Source organism: Rathayibacter sp. AY1E8 (genome assembly GCF_002931415.1).
Taxonomy (GTDB): domain Bacteria; phylum Actinomycetota; class Actinomycetes; order Actinomycetales; family Microbacteriaceae; genus Rathayibacter.
Genome location: NZ_PSVI01000008.1, coordinates 49,231 through 66,317, shown reverse-complemented (window position 1 = coordinate 66,317; position 17,087 = coordinate 49,231). Strand labels below are relative to the sequence as shown.

Genomic DNA, 17,087 nt, shown 5'->3' with positions numbered 1-17,087 from the left:
TCCCGCGCCCGGCCGCCGTATAGACTTCCCCGGTGAAAACTTTCGACGACCTCTTCGCTGAGCTGGGCGAGAAGGCCGCCGCCCGTCCCGAGGGTTCGGGCACCGTCCGCGAGCTCGACGCCGGCGTGCACTTCATCGGCAAGAAGATCGTCGAGGAGGCAGCCGAGGTGTGGATGGCCGCCGAGTACGAGGGCGACGAGCGCACCGCCGAGGAGATCTCGCAGCTGCTCTACCACCTGCAGGTGCTCATGCTCGCCAAGGGACTGACGACGGCCGACGTCTACCGGCATCTGTGAGCCCCGCCCCGCTCGCCGGGGTGCGCCTCCGCTCCGCGCCGTCGCGCCCGCACGCTCCCCGAGGAGCCGTGCCGCCCCCTGAACAGCCGTCGAGTCATGAAGGACGTCCCGTGACCACCACCCCCGCCCCGGCGCTCCTGCGCGTCGCCGTCCCCAACAAGGGCTCCCTCTCGGAGACCGCCGGTCAGATGCTCGCGGAGGCCGGCTACACCGGCCGCCGCGACCCGAAGGAGCTGCACGTCGTCGACGAGCGCAACGGGGTCGAGTTCTTCTACCTGCGCCCGCGCGACATCGCCACCTACGTCGGCTCCGGCGCTCTCGACGTCGGGGTCACCGGCCGCGACCTCCTGATCGACTCCGGCTCCGAGGCGCGCGAGATCGCGAGCCTCGGCTTCGCGAACTCCACCTTCCGCTTCGCCGGGCCCGCAGGCCGCTACGACGAGCTCGCGCAGATCGACGGCCTCCGCGTGGCGACCAGCTACCCGGGCCTCGTGGGCCGCTTCCTCCGGGAGCACGGCGTCGAGGTGACGCTGATCCGCCTCGACGGCGCGGTCGAGTCCGCGATCCAGCTCGGCGTCGCCGACGTCATCGCCGATGTCGTCGAGACCGGCACCACGCTCCGCAAGGCCGGCCTCGAGATCTTCGGGCCGGTCATCCTGGACTCGACCGCCGTCCTGGTCTCCGCCGCGGGGGAGCCCGAGGGCATCCCGGTGCTGCTGCGCCGCCTGCAGGGCGTGCTGGTCGCCCGCGAGTACGTGCTGCTCGACTACGACTGCCCCGTCGCGCTCCTGGAGAGCGCCACGGCGATCGCCCCGGGCTTCGAGTCGCCGACGGTCTCGCCGCTGCACGACGCCGAGTGGGTGGCCGTCCGCGTGATGGTGCCGCGCTCGGACATGAACCAGGTGATGGACCGCCTGTACGACCTGGGCGCCCGCGCGATCCTGGTCACCTCCATCCACGCCGCGCGCCTGTAGAGGGGGAGCCGATGAGTCTCGCCGTCCGCGTCATCCCCTGCCTCGACGTCGCCGCCGGCCGCGTCGTGAAGGGCGTCAACTTCCAGAACCTGCGCGATGCGGGCGACCCCGTCGAGCTCGCCCGCCTCTACTTCGAGCAGGGCGCCGACGAGCTGACCTTCCTCGACGTCACCGCCACGGTCGACGACCGCTCGACCACCTACGACGTGGTGCGGGCGACCGCCGAGCAGGTCTTCATCCCGCTCACGGTCGGCGGAGGCGTGCGCAGCGCCGAGGACGTCTCGCGACTGCTCGCGCACGGCGCCGACAAGGTGGGCGTCAACTCCGCCGCGATCGCCCGGCCCGAGCTCCTCGGCGAGATCGCCGACGTCTTCGGCGCGCAGGTGCTCGTGCTCTCGCTCGACGTCAAGCGGAGCGACGCCACGCCGTCCGGCTTCGTCGTCACCACTCACGGCGGACGCCGCGAGACCGAGCTCGACGCCCTGGCCTGGGCGGCCGAGGCCGTCGAGCGCGGCGCCGGGGAGCTGCTGGTCAACTCCATCGACGCCGACGGCACCAAGCAGGGCTTCGACCTCGAGCTGATCGCCGCGATGCGCGAGCTGAGCTCCGTGCCGGTCATCGCCTCCGGAGGCGCCGGCGCCGTCGAGCACTTCGCTCCGGCCGTCGACGCGGGAGCCGACGCCGTGCTCGCCGCCTCCGTCTTCCACAACCGCGAGCTGACGATCGGCGACGTCAAGCGCGCGCTCGCCGCCTCCGGGATCGAGATCCGATGACCCCCGCCGAGCTCGACGCCGTCCTGGACCGCGCCGCCTTCGATCCGACCGGGCTCCTGCCCGCGATCATCCAGCAGCACGACACCCGCGAGGTGCTCATGATGGGCTGGATGGACCGCGAGGCGCTCCGGCGGACCCTCACCGAGGGCCGCGTCACCTTCTGGTCGCGCTCGCGCCAGGAGTACTGGCGCAAGGGCGACACGTCCGGGCACGCGCAGTACGTGCGGGGTGCCGCCCTCGACTGCGACGCCGACACCCTGCTGGTCCAGGTCGAGCAGATCGGCGCAGCCTGCCACACGGGCGAGCACGCCTGCTTCGACGTCGACCCCCTCGTGCCGTTCACCGGCCTCGGTCCGGCGGAGTGAGCATGAGCGGACGGCGGCTGAAGTACACGGCGATCCTCGGGGTCGTGCTGCTCGCCGCGCTCGAGCTGACTTCCTCCACCCAGACCTGGTCCACGCTGACCCTGGCCGCGATCGAGGGGGAGGGCCAGCGGATCGACGTGGCCGGGACCGTCGCCGCGCCCGCGCTCTCCGCCCTGGCGCTCGCGGGCCTCGCCCTCGCCGCGGCCCTCGCCATCGCCGGCCCCGTCTTCCGGATCGTGCTCGGTGTGCTCCAGGCCGTCCTCGGCGCCTCGGTGGTGCTCGCGGCCGCGACGGCACTGGGCGACCCCGTGCGCGCCGGCGCTTCGCTCGTCACCGAGGCGACCGCCATCGCGGGGGAGCAGTCCGTCGCGGCGCTCGTGGCCTCGTCCTCCGCGACGGCCTGGCCCGTCGTCGCCCTGGTCTGCGGCGTGCTCACCGCGCTGCTCGGGATCGGCGTCCTCGTGACCTCGGGCCGCTGGCCGGGAGCGGCGCGGAAGCGCGCCTCCCGCTTCGAGCCCGCCGACGGCTACGGCCACGGCGCGTCGACCGTGCAGACGGACGACGGCGACATCGACCCGGTCGTCTCGTGGGACGAGCTCTCGCGCGGCGACGACCCCACCTCGGGCCGCTGACACCGGCCGCGGTCGTGTCCGGCGGTCCGGCATCCCCGCCTCCTGCAGGCGGCTGCGCAGGCGAGTCCGGGGCCGGGCGCTCAGGCGCCTCACGCTAGACTGCTCTGGTCCCGATGCACCCCCAGGAGGAGACCCATGAGCACCGAGCACGACGACGACAACCACGGCCACTCGCCCGCAGCGTGGACGGCCGTCGTCATCATGCTGGTCGGATTCACGATCGGCACGATCGCGTTCTGGTTCGACGTGCCCCTGGTGGTCTGGCTCTCGGCCGGCCTGGTCGTGGTGGGTCTGCTCGTGGGCATGGGCATGGCCAAGGCGGGCTACGGCGTCAACGGCGCGAAGGCGAACCCGAAGGCGCGCGCCTAGGTGCTCGCCGACCTCACCGCCGGCGCCCTGGCCGACGCGGCCCGGCGCCGCGAGAGCGCCCCGCTCGAAGCCGTCGAGCGCCGCGCGCTCGCCCAGGCGCCCGCCCTCGACGCCCTGGCCGCTCTGGCCCCCGCCGAGCGCGTCAGGATCATCGCCGAGGTGAAGCGCGCCAGCCCGTCGCGCGGAGCCCTCGCCGACATCCCCGTCCCCGCCGAGCTGGCCGGACAGTACGAGCTCGGGGGAGCGAGCGCGATCAGCGTCCTCACCGAGGAGCGCCGCTTCAAGGGGTCCCTGGCGGACCTCGAGGCGGTCCGCGAGCGCGTGTCGATCCCCGTCCTGCGCAAGGACTTCGTCGCCGAGCCGTACCAGGTCCTCGAGGCCCGCGCGGCCGGAGCCGACCTGGTCCTCCTCATCGTCGCCGCGCTCGAGCAGCCCCTGCTCGCCGAGCTGCACGCCCTCGTCCTCGAGCTGGGGATGACCCCGCTCGTCGAGACGCACTCGGCCGACGAGCTCGAGCGGGCCGCCGACCTCGGCGCGCGGCTCATCGGCGTGAACGCCCGCGACCTCTCCACCTTCCAGCTCGACCGCGACCTCTTCGGCCGCCTCTCCGAGCGCTTCCCCGACGACGCGGTGAAGGTGGCCGAGTCGGCCGTCCTCACCGCCGACGACGTCGCGCACTACCGCGGCTCCGGAGCCGACGTCGTCCTCGTGGGCGAGGCTCTCGTCACCGGCGGCGACCCCGTCTCCACCCTCGCCGGCTTCCTGGCGCACTGACCACACCGATAGGCGGTACCCCCATGGCACTCCGGGATGAACTCGGCCCCTACTTCGGCGAGTTCGGCGGACGCTACGTCCCCGAGTCCCTCGTCGAGGCCCTCGACGAGCTGAGCGCCGAGTACGAGCGCACGAAGGTCGACCCCGCGTTCGCGGCCGAGCTGATGGAGCTGCACCGCAGCTACACCGGCCGTCCGTCGATCATCACCGAGGTGCCGCGGTTCGCCGAGCACGCCGGCGGAGCGCGGATCATCCTCAAGCGCGAGGACCTCAACCACACCGGCTCGCACAAGATCAACAACGTGCTGGGCCAGGCGCTGCTCACCAAGCGGATCGGCAAGACCCGCGTCATCGCCGAGACGGGAGCGGGCCAGCACGGCGTCGCGACCGCCACGGCCGCCGCCCTGTTCGGCCTCGACTGCGTGGTCTACATGGGCGAGGTCGACACCGAGCGCCAGGCCCTCAACGTCGCCCGCATGCGCCTGCTCGGCGCCGAGGTGATCCCCGTGACGACCGGCTCGCGCACCCTCAAGGACGCGATCAACGACGCGATGCGCGACTGGGTGACGAACGTCGGCACCACGAACTACATCTTCGGCACCGTCGCGGGCCCGCATCCGTTCCCGGCCCTCGTCCGCGACTTCCAGAAGATCATCGGCGAGGAGGCGCGCGAGCAGGTCCTCGAGCTGACCGGCTCGCTGCCCACCGCGGTCACCGCCTGCGTCGGCGGCGGCTCCAACGCGATGGGGATCTTCCACGCCTTCCTCGACGACCCCGAGGTCCGCCTCGTCGGCTTCGAGGCCGGCGGCGACGGGATCGAGACCCCCCGCCACGCGGCGACCATCAGCAGGGGCCGCCCTGGAGTCCTGCACGGCGCCCGGAGCTTCCTCCTCCAGGACGAGGACGGCCAGACCGTCGAGTCGCACTCGATCTCGGCCGGCCTCGACTACCCGGGCATCGGCCCGGAGCACGCGTGGCTCTCGAGCATCGGCCGCGCCGACTACCGCGCGGTCACCGACTCGGCCGCGATGGACGCGCTCATGCTGCTCAGCCGCACCGAGGGGATCATCCCCGCGATCGAGTCCGCGCACGCGCTGGCCGGCACGCTGGAGCTCGGGCGCGAGCTCGGCCCCGAGGCCACCATCCTGGTCAACCTCTCGGGCCGCGGCGACAAGGACATGACGACCGCTGCGCACTACTTCGGCCTCATGGACCAGGGCGCGGTGCAGTCGTGAGCGGCCGCGGACCGAGCGTCGCCGAGACCGTCCGGCGCCGGAACGAGGAGGCGGCGGGCGCCCTGATCGGCTACCTCCCCGTCGGCTTCCCCGACCTGCCGACCAGCATCGACGCCGCCGTGGCCATGGCCGAGAACGGCGTCGACGCGATCGAGTTCGGTCTGCCCTACTCCGATCCGGTGATGGACGGACCCGTCATCCAGGAGGCGACCCAGGCCGCCATCGCGGGCGGCTTCCGCCTCCGCCACGGCTTCGAGGCCGTCCGCGAGATCCGGGCGCGCGTCGACGTGCCGGTCCTGGTGATGACCTACTACAACCCCGTCCTGCAGTACGGGGTCGAGCGCTTCGCCACCGATCTGGCCGAGGCCGGCGGGTCCGGCCTCATCACGCCTGACCTGATCCCGGACGAGGGCGCCGAGTGGCTCGCCGTCTCCGAGCGGCTCGGACTCGACCGCGTGTTCCTCGCGGCACCGTCCTCGACGGACACGCGCCTGCGCCAGGCCGTCGACTCGAGCCGTGGATTCGTCTACGCGGTCTCGACGATGGGCATCACCGGCGCGCGCACCGATGTCGACTCCGCGGCCCGCACCCTGGTCGACCGCCTCCGCGCCGCCGGCTCCGAGAGCGCGTGCGTCGGCCTGGGCATCTCGACCGGCGAGCAGGTCGCCGAGATCCTCGCCTACGCGGACGGCGCCATCGTCGGATCCGCCCTGGTGCGGGCGCTGGCGTCCGGCGGGGTCGACGCGGTCGCCGAGACCTCCCGCGGCCTCGCCGAGGGCACCCGCCTGCGCTCCGCGCGCTGACACCCTCCCGCTACAATCGGGATGCCCACCGGGGCGCGGCCGAGCCGCGCCCGGGGGACCCCCTCCTTCGAAAGGTCGAGTACCGGTGTCCGTACCGCTGAGCATTCCGAGCCCCCCCGACGCGTGGAGTCAGTACGACCTCACGATCGGCACCTTCACGCTCGCGATCCACACCTACGCGCTCTGCATCCTCGCGGGGATCATCGTGGCGACGATCATGACGAACCAGCGCCTCAAGCGCCGCGGCGCGGAGCCGTGGGTCGTGCTCGACATCATCATCTGGGCGGTGCCGCTCGGCATCGTCGGCGCCCGCGCCTACCACGTGCTCACCCACCCCGGCGACTACTTCTACGACGGCGCCGACCCGTGGGAGGTCGTCCGCATCTGGAACGGCGGCAACGCCATCTTCGGCGGGCTCATCGGAGGCGCGGTCGGCGCGTTCATCGGCTGCCGCTGGACAGGAGTGCGCTTCTGGACCTTCGCCGACGCCCTCGCCCCCGGCATGCTCGCCGCTCAGGCGCTCGGGCGCCTGGGCAACTGGTTCAACCACGAGCTCTTCGGCCTGCCCACGACCCTGCCCTGGGGCCTCGAGATCGAGACCACCAACCCGGCCTTCCCCGTCGGCCTCCCGGCGGGCACGCTCTTCCACCCGACCTTCCTCTACGAGATCCTCTGGAACGTCGTCGGCATCGCGGTCATCCTCCTGCTCGAGCGCCGTCTCAAGCTGCAGTGGGGCACCGTCTTCGCCGCCTACCTGATCTGGTACGGGATCGGCCGCGTCTGGTTCGAGTCCATCCGGATCGACCCGAGCGAGTTCTTCTGGGGCATCCGCACCAACGTCTGGGCCGCGCTCATCGCCGTGGTCATCGGCCTGGTCCTCGTGGTGATCCAGAAGCGCGAGCACCCGGGCGCCGAGCCCTCGGCCTACCGGCCGGGTCGCGAGTGGACGCCCGCCCCGGCTGCGGTAGAATTCGAGGACGTCGAGTCCGACTCCGACGACACCACCACCCCTGCTTCCGGCACCGACGCCGAGAAGCCGACGGTCTCCCGCACCTGACGGAGGTCGCGGAGCCTCCGCGACCGCCTCCCGGGTGCCCGACACCTCCACGACCGCCCCATCGCGGCGCAGCCACGAGCGCTGCCGCGGGCGGGTCGTCGTGCAGGCACCGCCGGCGGCGCGCGACGCTCGCGCCACGGCAGAACCCTGCGGCCCTCCCGATCGGGGAGCCGCTCCTCCTCCACCACCGCGGGCCAGCGACGTCCCGATCAGCCATCACCCCCGTGAGGACGGTTCCCATGGCCTCCGCCCAGCCCTCGACCCCGGCCCGCGCCGTGCCCTTCCTGGGCATGCCGCCGGCGCAGGGGATGTACGACCCGGCCGCCGAGAAGGACGCGTGCGGTCTCGCGATGGTCGCCACCATGCGCGGCACCGCCGGCCACGACATCATCGACGCCGCGCTGAACGCGCTGCGCAACCTCGAGCACCGCGGCGCCGTCGGCTCCGACGCGGGAACGGGCGACGGCGCGGGGATCATCACGCAGATCCCGGACGAGTTCCTCCGCGCGGTCGCTCCCTTCGAGCTCCCGCCGCTGGGCCAGTACGCGGTGGGCAACGCCTTCCTCCCGGTGGACGTGTTCGAGCGCGAGCGGGTCAAGTCGACGATCGCCGACATCGCCCGCGAGGAGAACCTCGCCGTGGTCGGCTGGCGGTCCGTGCCCGTGCAGCCCGACGAGATCGGCACGCTCGCCCGGGCCGCCATGCCGGCGATCGAGCAGCTGTTCATCCGGAGCGAGCTGACCGACGAGAGCGGCACGCCCCTCTCCTCCGTGCGCCTCGACCGCCTGACCTTCCGCCTGCGCAAGCGCGTCGAGCGCGAGCTCGAGGTCTACTTCATGTCGCTCTCGAGCCGCACGCTCGTCTACAAGGGCATGGTGACGACGCTCCAGCTGGAGCCGTTCTACCCGGACCTGTCCGACGAGCGCTTCGCGTCGAAGCTCGCGCTGGTGCACTCCCGGTACTCCACCAACACCTTCCCCTCGTGGCCGCTCGCTCAGCCGTTCCGGATGATCGCGCACAACGGCGAGATCAACACGGTGCAGGGCAACCGCAACTGGATGCGCGCGCGCCAGTCGCAGCTGAAGAGCCGCGAGCTGGGCGACCTGGCCCCGCTGTTCCCGATCGTCTCGCCCGGCCGCAGCGACTCCGCCTCGTTCGACGAGACCGTCGAGCTGCTCAATCTGGCCGGCCGGTCGCTCCCGCACGCGGTCATGATGATGGTGCCGGAGGCCTGGGAGAACCAGGACGGCGCGCTCGACCCGAAGCGCCGCGCGTTCTACGAGTACCACTCGATGCTCATGGAGCCGTGGGACGGCCCGGCCGCGATCGTCTTCACCGACGGCGAGCTCGTCGGCGCCACCCTCGACCGCAACGGGCTCCGACCCGGCCGCTACGTCGTCACCGACGACGGGCTCGTGGTGCTCGCCAGCGAGATCGGCGTGCTCGACATCGACCCCGCGAAGGTGGTCCGCAAGGGACGCCTGCAGCCCGGCCGCATGTTCCTGGTCGACACCGAGCAGGGCCGCATCGTCGAGGACGAGGAGATCAAGGGGCAGCTCGCCGCCTCCGGTCCGTTCGAGGAGTGGCTCGAGAAGGGCCGCATCAACCTCAAGGACCTCCCCGAGCGCGAGCACATCGTGCACACGCCCGCCTCGGTCAACCGCCGCCAGCGCACCTTCGGCTACACCGAGGAGGAGGTCCGCCTCCTCCTGCTGCCGATGGCGCGCGCCGGTGCGGAGCCGCTCGGAGCGATGGGCTCGGACACCCCCGTGGCCGTCCTGTCCAAGCGCCCCCGCCTGCTCTTCGACTACTTCACGCAGGCCTTCGCGCAGGTGACGAACCCGCCGCTGGACTCGATCCGCGAGGAGGTCGTGACCTCGCTCCGCCTGGGCCTCGGCCCCGAGCGCAACCTGCTGACCGCCGGTGCCGAGCACGCGCGCCAGGTCGTCCTCGACTTCCCGGTCATCGACAACGACGAGCTCGCGAAGATCCAGCACATCGCGCCGCGCCCGCTGAGCCACATCACCACGACGATCCGCGGCCTCTACCGCGTCGACGCGGGACCCCGCGCGATGCAGGACCGCATCGACGAGATGTGCGACGAGGCCGACGAGGCCATCGCCGCGGGAGCGCAGTTCCTGGTGCTCTCGGACCGCGACTCCACCAAGGACCTCGCGCCGATCCCCTCGCTGCTGATGCTCGCCGCCGTGCACCACCACCTCATCCGCACCGAGAACCGGATGCGAGTGGGGCTCGTGGTCGAGGCGGGCGACGTCCGCGAGGTGCACCATGTGGCGACGCTCATCGGCTACGGCGCCTCCGCGGTCAACCCGTACCTGGCGATGGAGACCTGCGAGGACCTCGTCCGCAGCGGCATGCTGTCGGACGTCTCGCCGGAGAAGGCCGTGAAGAACGTGATCAAGGCGCTCGGCAAGGGCGTGCTGAAGATCATGTCCAAGATGGGCATCTCCACCGTGTCGAGCTACGCCGGGGCGCAGACCTTCGAGGCCGTCGGCCTCAGCCAGGCGTTCGTCGACCAGTACTTCACCGGCACCGTCTCGAAGCTCGGCGGCATCGGCATCGACGTCGTCGCCGAGGAGAACGCCGCGCGTCACCGCGCCGCGTACCCCGAGGACGGCGCGATCGTCGCGCATGAGCGCCTGGCGGTCGGCGGCGAGTACCAGTGGCGCCGCGACGGCGCCCCGCACCTGTTCAACCCGGACACGGTGTTCCGCCTGCAGCACTCGACGCGCAACCGCCGCTACGACGTCTTCCGCGAGTACACGAAGATGGTCGACGACCAGGCGAGCTCGCTGATGACCCTCCGCGGCATGTTCAAGCTCGACACCGCGGGGCGCACGCCGATCCCGATCGACGAGGTCGAGCCGGTCGAGGCGATCGTGAAGCGCTTCTCGACGGGCGCGATGAGCTACGGCTCCATCTCGCCGGAGGCGCACGAGACGCTCGCCATCGCGATGAACCGCCTCGGCGCCAAGTCGAACACGGGCGAGGGCGGCGAGGACACCGAGCGGCTGCTCGACCCGGAGCGTCGCTCCGCGATCAAGCAGGTCGCCTCGGGCCGCTTCGGCGTCACGAGCATGTACCTCACCCACGCCGACGACATCCAGATCAAGCTCGCCCAGGGCGCCAAGCCCGGCGAGGGCGGTCAGCTGCCGCCCACGAAGGTGTACCCGTGGATCGCGCGCACCCGGCACGCGACCGCCGGTGTCGGCCTGATCTCGCCGCCGCCGCACCACGACATCTACTCGATCGAGGACCTGAAGCAGCTGATCTTCGACCTCAAGCGGGCGAACCCGTCGGCGCGCATCCACGCGAAGCTGGTCAGCCAGTCGGGCATCGGAGCGGTCGCCGCCGGCACCGCGAAGGCCCTCGCCGACGTGATCCTCGTCTCGGGTCACGACGGCGGCACCGGCGCGAGCCCGGTGAACTCGCTCAAGCACGCGGGCACGCCCTGGGAGCTCGGCCTGGCCGAGACCCAGCAGACGCTGATGCTCAACGGCATGCGCGACCGTGTGGTCGTGCAGGTCGACGGCCAGATGAAGACCGGTCGCGACGTCGTCATCGGCGCGCTGCTCGGGGCCGAGGAGTTCGGCTTCGCGACGGCCCCGCTGATCGTCGAGGGCTGCATCATGATGCGCGTCTGCCACCTCGACACCTGCCCGGTGGGCGTCGCGACGCAGAACCCGGAGCTGCGCCAGCGGTTCTCCGGAAAGCCGGAGTTCGTCGTCAACTTCTTCGAGTTCATCGCCCAGGAGGTGCGCGAGTACCTCGCGCAGCTCGGCTTCCGGAGCGTCGACGAGATCGTCGGACACCGCGAGCTGCTCGACGTCGACCAGGCGATCGAGCACTGGAAGGCGAGCGGGCTCGACCTGACGCCGATCCTCGTCGGACCGGTCTTCACGGCGGAGGAGCCGCGCCGCCACGGCCGCGCGCAGGAGCACGAGCTCGAGCACCACTTCGACAACGAGCTGATCCGCCTCGCGGCGAACGTGCTCGACCACCGCGGCACCGTGCGGATCGAGCGCGAGATCAAGAACACCGAGCGCGCCGTCGGCACCATGCTGGGCCACGAGGTCACCGTCCGATTCGGCGAGAACGGCCTGCCGGCCGACTCCATCGTCGTGTCGCTCCGCGGCTCGGCCGGGCAGTCGCTCGGAGCGTTCCTCCCCGCCGGCATCACGCTGCGGCTCGAGGGCGACTCCAACGACTACGTCGGCAAGGGCCTCTCGGGCGGCCAGATCGTGGTGCGGCCGGACCGCCGCAGCACCTTCGACGCCTCGACGAACGTGATCGCGGGCAATGTGATCGGCTACGGGGCGACCCAGGGCACGATGTTCATCCGCGGGATGGTCGGCGAGCGCTTCCTGGTCCGCAACTCCGGCGCCACCGCGGTGGTCGAGGGAGTGGGCGACCACGCGCTCGAGTACATGACCGGCGGCCTGGCGGTGATCCTCGGCGAGACCGGGCGGAACCTCGGCGCCGGCATGTCGGGCGGCACGGCCTACATCCACGGCCTGCGCCGCGAGCTCGTGAACCGCGACGCGATCGCCTCCGGCGAGCTGACCCTCTCCGAGCTCGGCAGCGCCGACGTGGAGATCCTGCGCGATCTGCTCGAGCGGCACGTCGCGGAGACCGAGTCGACCCTGGCCCAGGGGATGCTCGACGATTTCGACGGAACGGTCTCGCGTTTCGTCAAGGTACTGCCCCGCGACTTCGCCGCGGTGCTCGCGACGCGCGCATCCGCTGTGGAGGAGGGGCTCGACCCCGACGGCGACGTCGTCTGGGGACGGATTCTGGAGGTGACCGGTGGCTGATCCCAAGGGGTTCCTGAAGGTGCAGGACCGGGAGCTGCCCAAGCGGCGTCCCGTGTCCGTCCGCCTGATGGACTGGAAAGAGGTCTACGAGCAGGGCGACTCCGCCGTGCTGCGCCGGCAGGCGGGCCGCTGCATGGACTGCGGCATCCCGTTCTGCCACAAGGGCTGCCCGCTGGGGAACCTGATCCCCGAGTGGAACGACCTGATATGGCGCGGCGAGGGCCGCCAGGCGATCGAGCGCCTGCACGCGACGAACAACTTCCCGGAGTTCACGGGCCGGCTCTGCCCGGCGCCGTGCGAGTCGTCCTGCGTGCTCGGCATCAATCAGCCCGCCGTCACGATCAAGCAGATCGAGGTCTCGATCATCGATCAGGCCTTCGGCAACGACTGGGTGCAGCCGCACCCGCCGGAGCGCCTGACCGGCAAGACCGTCGCGGTCGTCGGCTCCGGCCCGGCGGGGCTCGCCGCCGCTCAGCAGCTCACCCGCGCCGGGCACACCGTCGCGGTCTACGAGCGCGACGACCGCATCGGCGGCCTCCTGCGCTACGGGATCCCGGACTTCAAGATGGAGAAGAAGCACCTCGAGCTCCGCCTGAACCAGATGAAGGCCGAGGGCACCCGGTTCCGCGCGGGCGTCGACATCGGCTCCGACATCACCTGGGACGACCTGCGGGCGCGCTACGACGCGGTCGTGGTCGCCACCGGTGCTCTCGTGCCGCGCGACCTGCCGATCCCGGGTCGCGACCTCGACGGCGTGCACTTCGCCATGGAGTACCTCGTGCAGTCGAACCGCGCGATCGCGGGCGACCGCGTCTTCGAGCAGATCTCGGCCGAGGGCAAGCACGTCGTCGTCCTGGGCGGAGGCGACACCGGAGCGGACTGCATCGGCACCGCCCACCGCCAGAAGGCCGCGTCGGTCACGAACCTGGCGATCGGGCAGCAGCCGCCGTCGCAGCGCCCGGACAGCCAGCCCTGGCCGATGGACCCGACCGTGTTCGAGGTCTCGAGCGCCCACGAGGAGGGCGGGGAGCGGATGTTCCTCGCGTCGACCGTGGAGTTCCTCGCGAACGAGGGCGGCGAGGTCCGCGCGGTGCGCGTGGCCGAGACCGAGTACCTCGACGGGCGCCGCGTCCCCAAGGCGGGCACCGAGCGCGAGATCCCGGCCGACCTGGTCCTGCTCGCCCTCGGCTTCACCGGCCCGGAGGCGGACCATCTCGGCCGTCAGCTCGACGTCCCCTTCACCGAGCGCGGCAACGTCGCGCGCGGCGACGCCTTCGAGACCTCCGTCCCCGGCGTCTTCGTGGCCGGCGACGCCGGGCGCGGCCAGTCCCTGATCGTCTGGGCGATCGCGGAGGGCCGCTCCGTCGCGGCCGAGGTCGACCGCTACCTCGAGGGCACGACCCAGCTGCCGGCGCCGGTCGGCCCCAACGACCGGGGCTTCACGCTCTAGTCCCCGGGACGCGATAGTCTCGGCCCGCCAGCAATCAGCTCACCCTCCCCGCTAACGACGCGCCTCCGGGCGCAGAACAACGGAGCACCCCCTCAATGAGACGAGCGAAAATCGTCGCCACCCTCGGCCCGGCAACGTCGTCGTACGAGACCATTCGTGCGATCATCGACGCCGGCGTGGACGTGGCCCGCATGAACCTCAGTCACGGAAGCTACGACGTCCACGAAGGCATCTACCGCATCGTGCGGAAGGCCGCGGACGACGCCGGGCGCGCGGTCGCGATCCTCGTCGACCTGCAGGGTCCGAAGATCCGCCTCGGCAAGTTCGAGGGCGGCCCGTACGCCCTCGCCGAGGGCGACGTCTTCACCATCACCACCGAGGACGTCCTCGGCACGCGCGAGCTCTCGGGCACCACGTTCAAGGGCCTCCCGGACGACGTGAACCCGGGCGACATGCTCCTCATCGACGACGGCAAGGTCGCTGTCCGCGTCACCGCCGTCGAGGGCCCCCGGGTCGTCACCGAGGTCGTCGTCCCCGGCAACGTCTCGAACAACAAGGGCATCAACCTGCCCGGTGTCGCGGTCAACGTCCCCGCCCTCTCCCAGAAGGACGAGGACGACCTCCGCTGGGCGATCCGCCTCGGCGCCGACATCATCGCCCTCTCCTTCGTGCGCAACGCCAGCGACATCGAGCGCGTGCACGAGATCATGGCGGAGGAGGGCCGCAAGGCTCCCGTCATCGCCAAGATCGAGAAGCCGCAGGCGGTCGACAACCTGCAGGAGATCATCGACGTCTTCGACGGCATCATGGTCGCCCGCGGCGACCTCGGCGTCGAGCTGCCCCTCGAGGCGGTGCCGATCGTGCAGAAGCACGCCGTCGAGCTCGCCCGCCGCTGGGCGAAGCCGGTCATCGTCGCGACCCAGATGCTCGAGTCGATGATCGAGAGCCCCCGCCCCACGCGGGCCGAGGCCTCGGACGTCGCGAACGCCATCCTCGACGGCGCGGACGCGGTCATGCTCTCGGGCGAGACCAGCGTCGGAGCCTGGCCCGTCGTCACCGTGCAGACCATGGCCCGCATCGTCGAGTCCACCGAGGAGCACGGCCTGGAGCGCATCCCCCCGCTGGGCAGCAAGCCCCGCACCCAGGGCGGATCGGTCACGCTGGCCGCCGCCGAGGTCGCGGAGTTCGTCGAGGCGAAGTTCCTCTGCGTGTTCACGGAGTCGGGCGACTCGGTCCGCCGCATGACGCGCCTGCGCCACGGCATCCCGATCATCGGCTTCACCCCCGAGCCGGCCGTCCGCCGCCGCATGGCGCTGAACTGGGGCGTCCAGTCCTTCGTCACGCCGCGCGTCAACCACACCGACGCGATGTTCGCGCAGGTGGACGCGGTGCTGCTCCGCGAGGGCCTCGCCCAGGCGGGCGAGACCGTGGTCGTCGTCTCCGGATCGCCCCCCGGGCGCGCCGGCACGACGAACGACATGCGGGTGCACATCGTCGGCTCGTCCAGCTCGGCCGACAGGGCCGAGAACTGGGACCACTGAGTCCAGCACCCCCGGAGGGCCCGGTCGCGAGAGCGGCCGGGCCCTCCGGCGTTCCCCGGCGGTCCGCGTGGCGGGACGCGCCTCCGCGGGCGGATACCGTGGACCCATGCGACTCGGCGTGCTCGACATCGGCTCCAACACGGTCCACCTGCTCCTCGTCGACGCGCACCCCGGCGCCCGCCCGGTGCCCTACCGCTCGCACAAGCGGAGCCTCGCTCTCGTGGCGCACCTCGACGAGGCGGGGGAGATCACCGAGCGGGGCCAGCGCGAGCTGATCGCGTTCGTGACCGAGGCCGCCGAGGTCGCCCGCGAGCACCGCGCGGAGGACCTGCTGGCGTTCGCGACCTCGGCGATCCGCGAGGCCGGCAACGGCGCGGCGGTCCTCGACCGGGTCCGCGCCGAGACGGGAGTGCACCTCCAGGAGCTCGGCGGCGAGGCGGAGGCGTCGGCCACCTTCCTCGCCGTGCGCCGCTGGTTCGGCTGGGGCGCGGGCTCGATCCTGGACCTCGACATCGGCGGCGGCTCGTTCGAGCTCTCGATGGGCGTGGACGAGGTGCCCGAGCTCGCCGTGTCGGTCCCGCTCGGAGCGGGGCGGGTGACGCGGGACCTGCTGGTCGGCGATCCCGCCTCGGCCACGAGCGTGAAGGCCGCCCGGCGTCACGCCCGCGAGGTGCTCGCGGAGCCCGTCCGCGGCTTCCTCGCCCTGGCGCGCCCCGACCTGGTCGCAGGCACGTCGAAGACCTTCCGCTCGCTGGCGCGGATCACCGGCGCCGCTCCGAGCGCCGCCGGTCCGCTGGTGCGCCGCGAGCTGCACCTGGTCGATCTCCGGCTGTGGTCCGCCCGCCTCGCCGCGATCAGCGCGGCCGACCGCTCAGCGCTGCCCGGCGTCTCCGCTCTGCGGGCTCCGCAGCTGCTCGCGGGCGCTCTCGTCGCGGAGGCGGCCATGGACGCCCTCGGCATCGAGACCCTGGTGATCTGCCCCTGGGCCACCCGCGAGGGGCTGATCATCCGCCGCTTCGAGCTGCTCGACGCGCAGATCCAGCGCGAGGACGTTCAGCTCAGCGCGATGCTGTAGGACAGCGACCGCCGGCCGCCCGGCTCGAGGACGATCTGGCGCGGCTTGTCGACGATGTCGCCGTCCCAGCCCTCGGGGGTCGGGACGCTCCGCCACGGCTCGAGGCAGACGAACGGGGCCCCGACGGGCTTCCACACGCCGACCACGTCGAAGTCCCCGGTGTCGACGACGATCGCGCGGGCGGCGCCGTCGGCCTCGAGCCGGAGGGTCCGCCGGCGCGGCTCGTCGAAGATCATCACGCCCTCCTCGAAGTGCGCGTCGTCCACTGTCAGGACCCCGTCCTCGAGCGGCGCCGGGTGGCGCGCCTCGAGCAGCAGGTTCTCCGGAGCGCGGCGGTACCCTTCCGGCTCGGGCTGCGCGAAGCGGATGCGGTGCTCGCCGCGGCCCTCGGGCAGCGGCAGCGCGAAGGCCGGGTGGTTCCCGAGCGAGAAGCCCAGCGGAGAGGGACCCCTGTTCTCGACGGTCTGGGTGATCCGGAGCGAGGCGCCGGTCACGGCGTAGGCGATGAGGAGCGTCCAGTCGAAGGGGAACACCGCGCGCGTGGCGTCGTCGCTCCGGAGCCGGAACACCGCCTCGTCCGCCGAGACGCCCGCGAGCTCGAAGACCCGGTCCCGCGCGAAGCCGTGCTGCCCCATCCGGTGGTCCGCGCCGTCGTGGTGCAGCGTGTCGCCGGGGAGGCGCCCGATGATCGGGAACAGGACGGGAGCGTGCCGGCGCCACTCCGGGCCGGCCTGCCACAGGTACTCGCGGCCCTCGTCGTCGCGGAGGGACGTCATCTCGGCCCCGGCGGTCGTCAGGGCGAGGCGCAGGCTCTCGCTGCCGAGGGTGAGGACGGTGGGCGCGGGGGAGTCGCTGCTGGTCATCCTCCGATTCTGCCCGTCACGCGGTGCGGGCGGGGGTGTCGGCGG

Annotated in this window: 15 protein-coding genes; 14 read left to right on the top strand and 1 reads right to left on the bottom strand. The window is 72.1% G+C overall.

What is annotated here, in order from left to right; all coding sequences use genetic code 11:
- Nucleotides 1–32 precede the first annotated feature (32 nt).
- From C5C74_RS03880 to C5C74_RS03815, 14 genes are all read left to right on the top strand, one after another.
- A complete protein-coding gene (locus C5C74_RS03880; RefSeq protein WP_055791842.1) occupies nucleotides 33–296 on the top strand; it encodes a phosphoribosyl-ATP diphosphatase in 264 nt (87 codons plus the stop codon).
- Between the two features lie 110 nt (nucleotides 297–406).
- Nucleotides 407–1,270, top strand: a complete 864-nt coding sequence (gene hisG / locus C5C74_RS03875) for an ATP phosphoribosyltransferase (RefSeq protein WP_104221851.1) — start codon at nucleotides 407–409, stop codon at nucleotides 1,268–1,270.
- 11 nt (nucleotides 1,271–1,281) lie between these two features.
- Nucleotides 1,282–2,043 (top strand): imidazole glycerol phosphate synthase subunit HisF, encoded by a 762-nt coding sequence (gene hisF, locus C5C74_RS03870; protein ID WP_104287919.1) that lies wholly within the window; start codon nucleotides 1,282–1,284, stop codon nucleotides 2,041–2,043.
- Nucleotides 2,040–2,408, top strand: coding sequence for a phosphoribosyl-AMP cyclohydrolase (hisI, locus tag C5C74_RS03865; RefSeq protein WP_104221855.1), 369 nt, complete (start codon nucleotides 2,040–2,042; stop codon nucleotides 2,406–2,408). The genes hisF and hisI overlap by 4 nt, the downstream gene beginning before the upstream one ends.
- A gap of 2 nt (nucleotides 2,409–2,410) precedes the next feature.
- Nucleotides 2,411–3,040: a Trp biosynthesis-associated membrane protein gene (locus C5C74_RS03860; protein WP_104260723.1), complete on the top strand. Its 630-nt coding sequence runs from the start codon at nucleotides 2,411–2,413 to the stop codon at nucleotides 3,038–3,040.
- Between the two features lie 135 nt (nucleotides 3,041–3,175).
- Nucleotides 3,176–3,409 (top strand): DUF6704 family protein, encoded by a 234-nt coding sequence (locus C5C74_RS03855; protein WP_104221860.1) that lies wholly within the window; start codon nucleotides 3,176–3,178, stop codon nucleotides 3,407–3,409.
- A complete protein-coding gene (gene trpC / locus C5C74_RS03850) occupies nucleotides 3,410–4,183 on the top strand; it encodes an indole-3-glycerol phosphate synthase TrpC (RefSeq protein WP_104221862.1) in 774 nt (257 codons plus the stop codon).
- Between the two features lie 23 nt (nucleotides 4,184–4,206).
- Nucleotides 4,207–5,418, top strand: a complete 1,212-nt coding sequence (trpB, locus tag C5C74_RS03845; protein WP_104351009.1) for a tryptophan synthase subunit beta — start codon at nucleotides 4,207–4,209, stop codon at nucleotides 5,416–5,418.
- Entirely contained in the window at nucleotides 5,415–6,221 is an 807-nt protein-coding gene (gene trpA / locus C5C74_RS03840; protein ID WP_104351008.1) for a tryptophan synthase subunit alpha, read from the top strand. Before trpB ends, trpA begins: the two co-directional genes overlap by 4 nt.
- A gap of 85 nt (nucleotides 6,222–6,306) precedes the next feature.
- Complete coding sequence (gene lgt, locus C5C74_RS03835; protein WP_258059820.1) at nucleotides 6,307–7,278, top strand: prolipoprotein diacylglyceryl transferase; 972 nt, start codon at nucleotides 6,307–6,309, stop codon at nucleotides 7,276–7,278.
- A 239-nt stretch (nucleotides 7,279–7,517) separates the two neighbouring features.
- Nucleotides 7,518–12,113, top strand: coding sequence for a glutamate synthase large subunit (gltB, locus tag C5C74_RS03830; protein ID WP_104232656.1), 4,596 nt, complete (start codon nucleotides 7,518–7,520; stop codon nucleotides 12,111–12,113).
- Nucleotides 12,106–13,563, top strand: coding sequence for a glutamate synthase subunit beta (locus C5C74_RS03825; protein WP_104351007.1), 1,458 nt, complete (start codon nucleotides 12,106–12,108; stop codon nucleotides 13,561–13,563). The genes gltB and C5C74_RS03825 overlap by 8 nt, the downstream gene beginning before the upstream one ends.
- Nucleotides 13,564–13,658: 95 nt before the next feature.
- Nucleotides 13,659–15,104 (top strand): pyruvate kinase, encoded by a 1,446-nt coding sequence (gene pyk, locus C5C74_RS03820; protein ID WP_104221869.1) that lies wholly within the window; start codon nucleotides 13,659–13,661, stop codon nucleotides 15,102–15,104.
- 106 nt (nucleotides 15,105–15,210) lie between these two features.
- Nucleotides 15,211–16,179 (top strand): exopolyphosphatase, encoded by a 969-nt coding sequence (locus C5C74_RS03815; RefSeq protein ID WP_104221871.1) that lies wholly within the window; start codon nucleotides 15,211–15,213, stop codon nucleotides 16,177–16,179.
- Here C5C74_RS03815 and C5C74_RS03810 read toward each other — a convergent pair.
- Nucleotides 16,158–17,042 carry an aldose 1-epimerase family protein gene (locus tag C5C74_RS03810; protein WP_104221873.1) on the bottom strand — a complete coding sequence of 295 codons (885 nt, stop codon included), beginning with the start codon at nucleotides 17,040–17,042 and terminating at the stop codon, nucleotides 16,158–16,160. The genes C5C74_RS03815 and C5C74_RS03810 overlap by 22 nt on opposite strands.
- Nucleotides 17,043–17,087 lie beyond the last annotated feature (45 nt).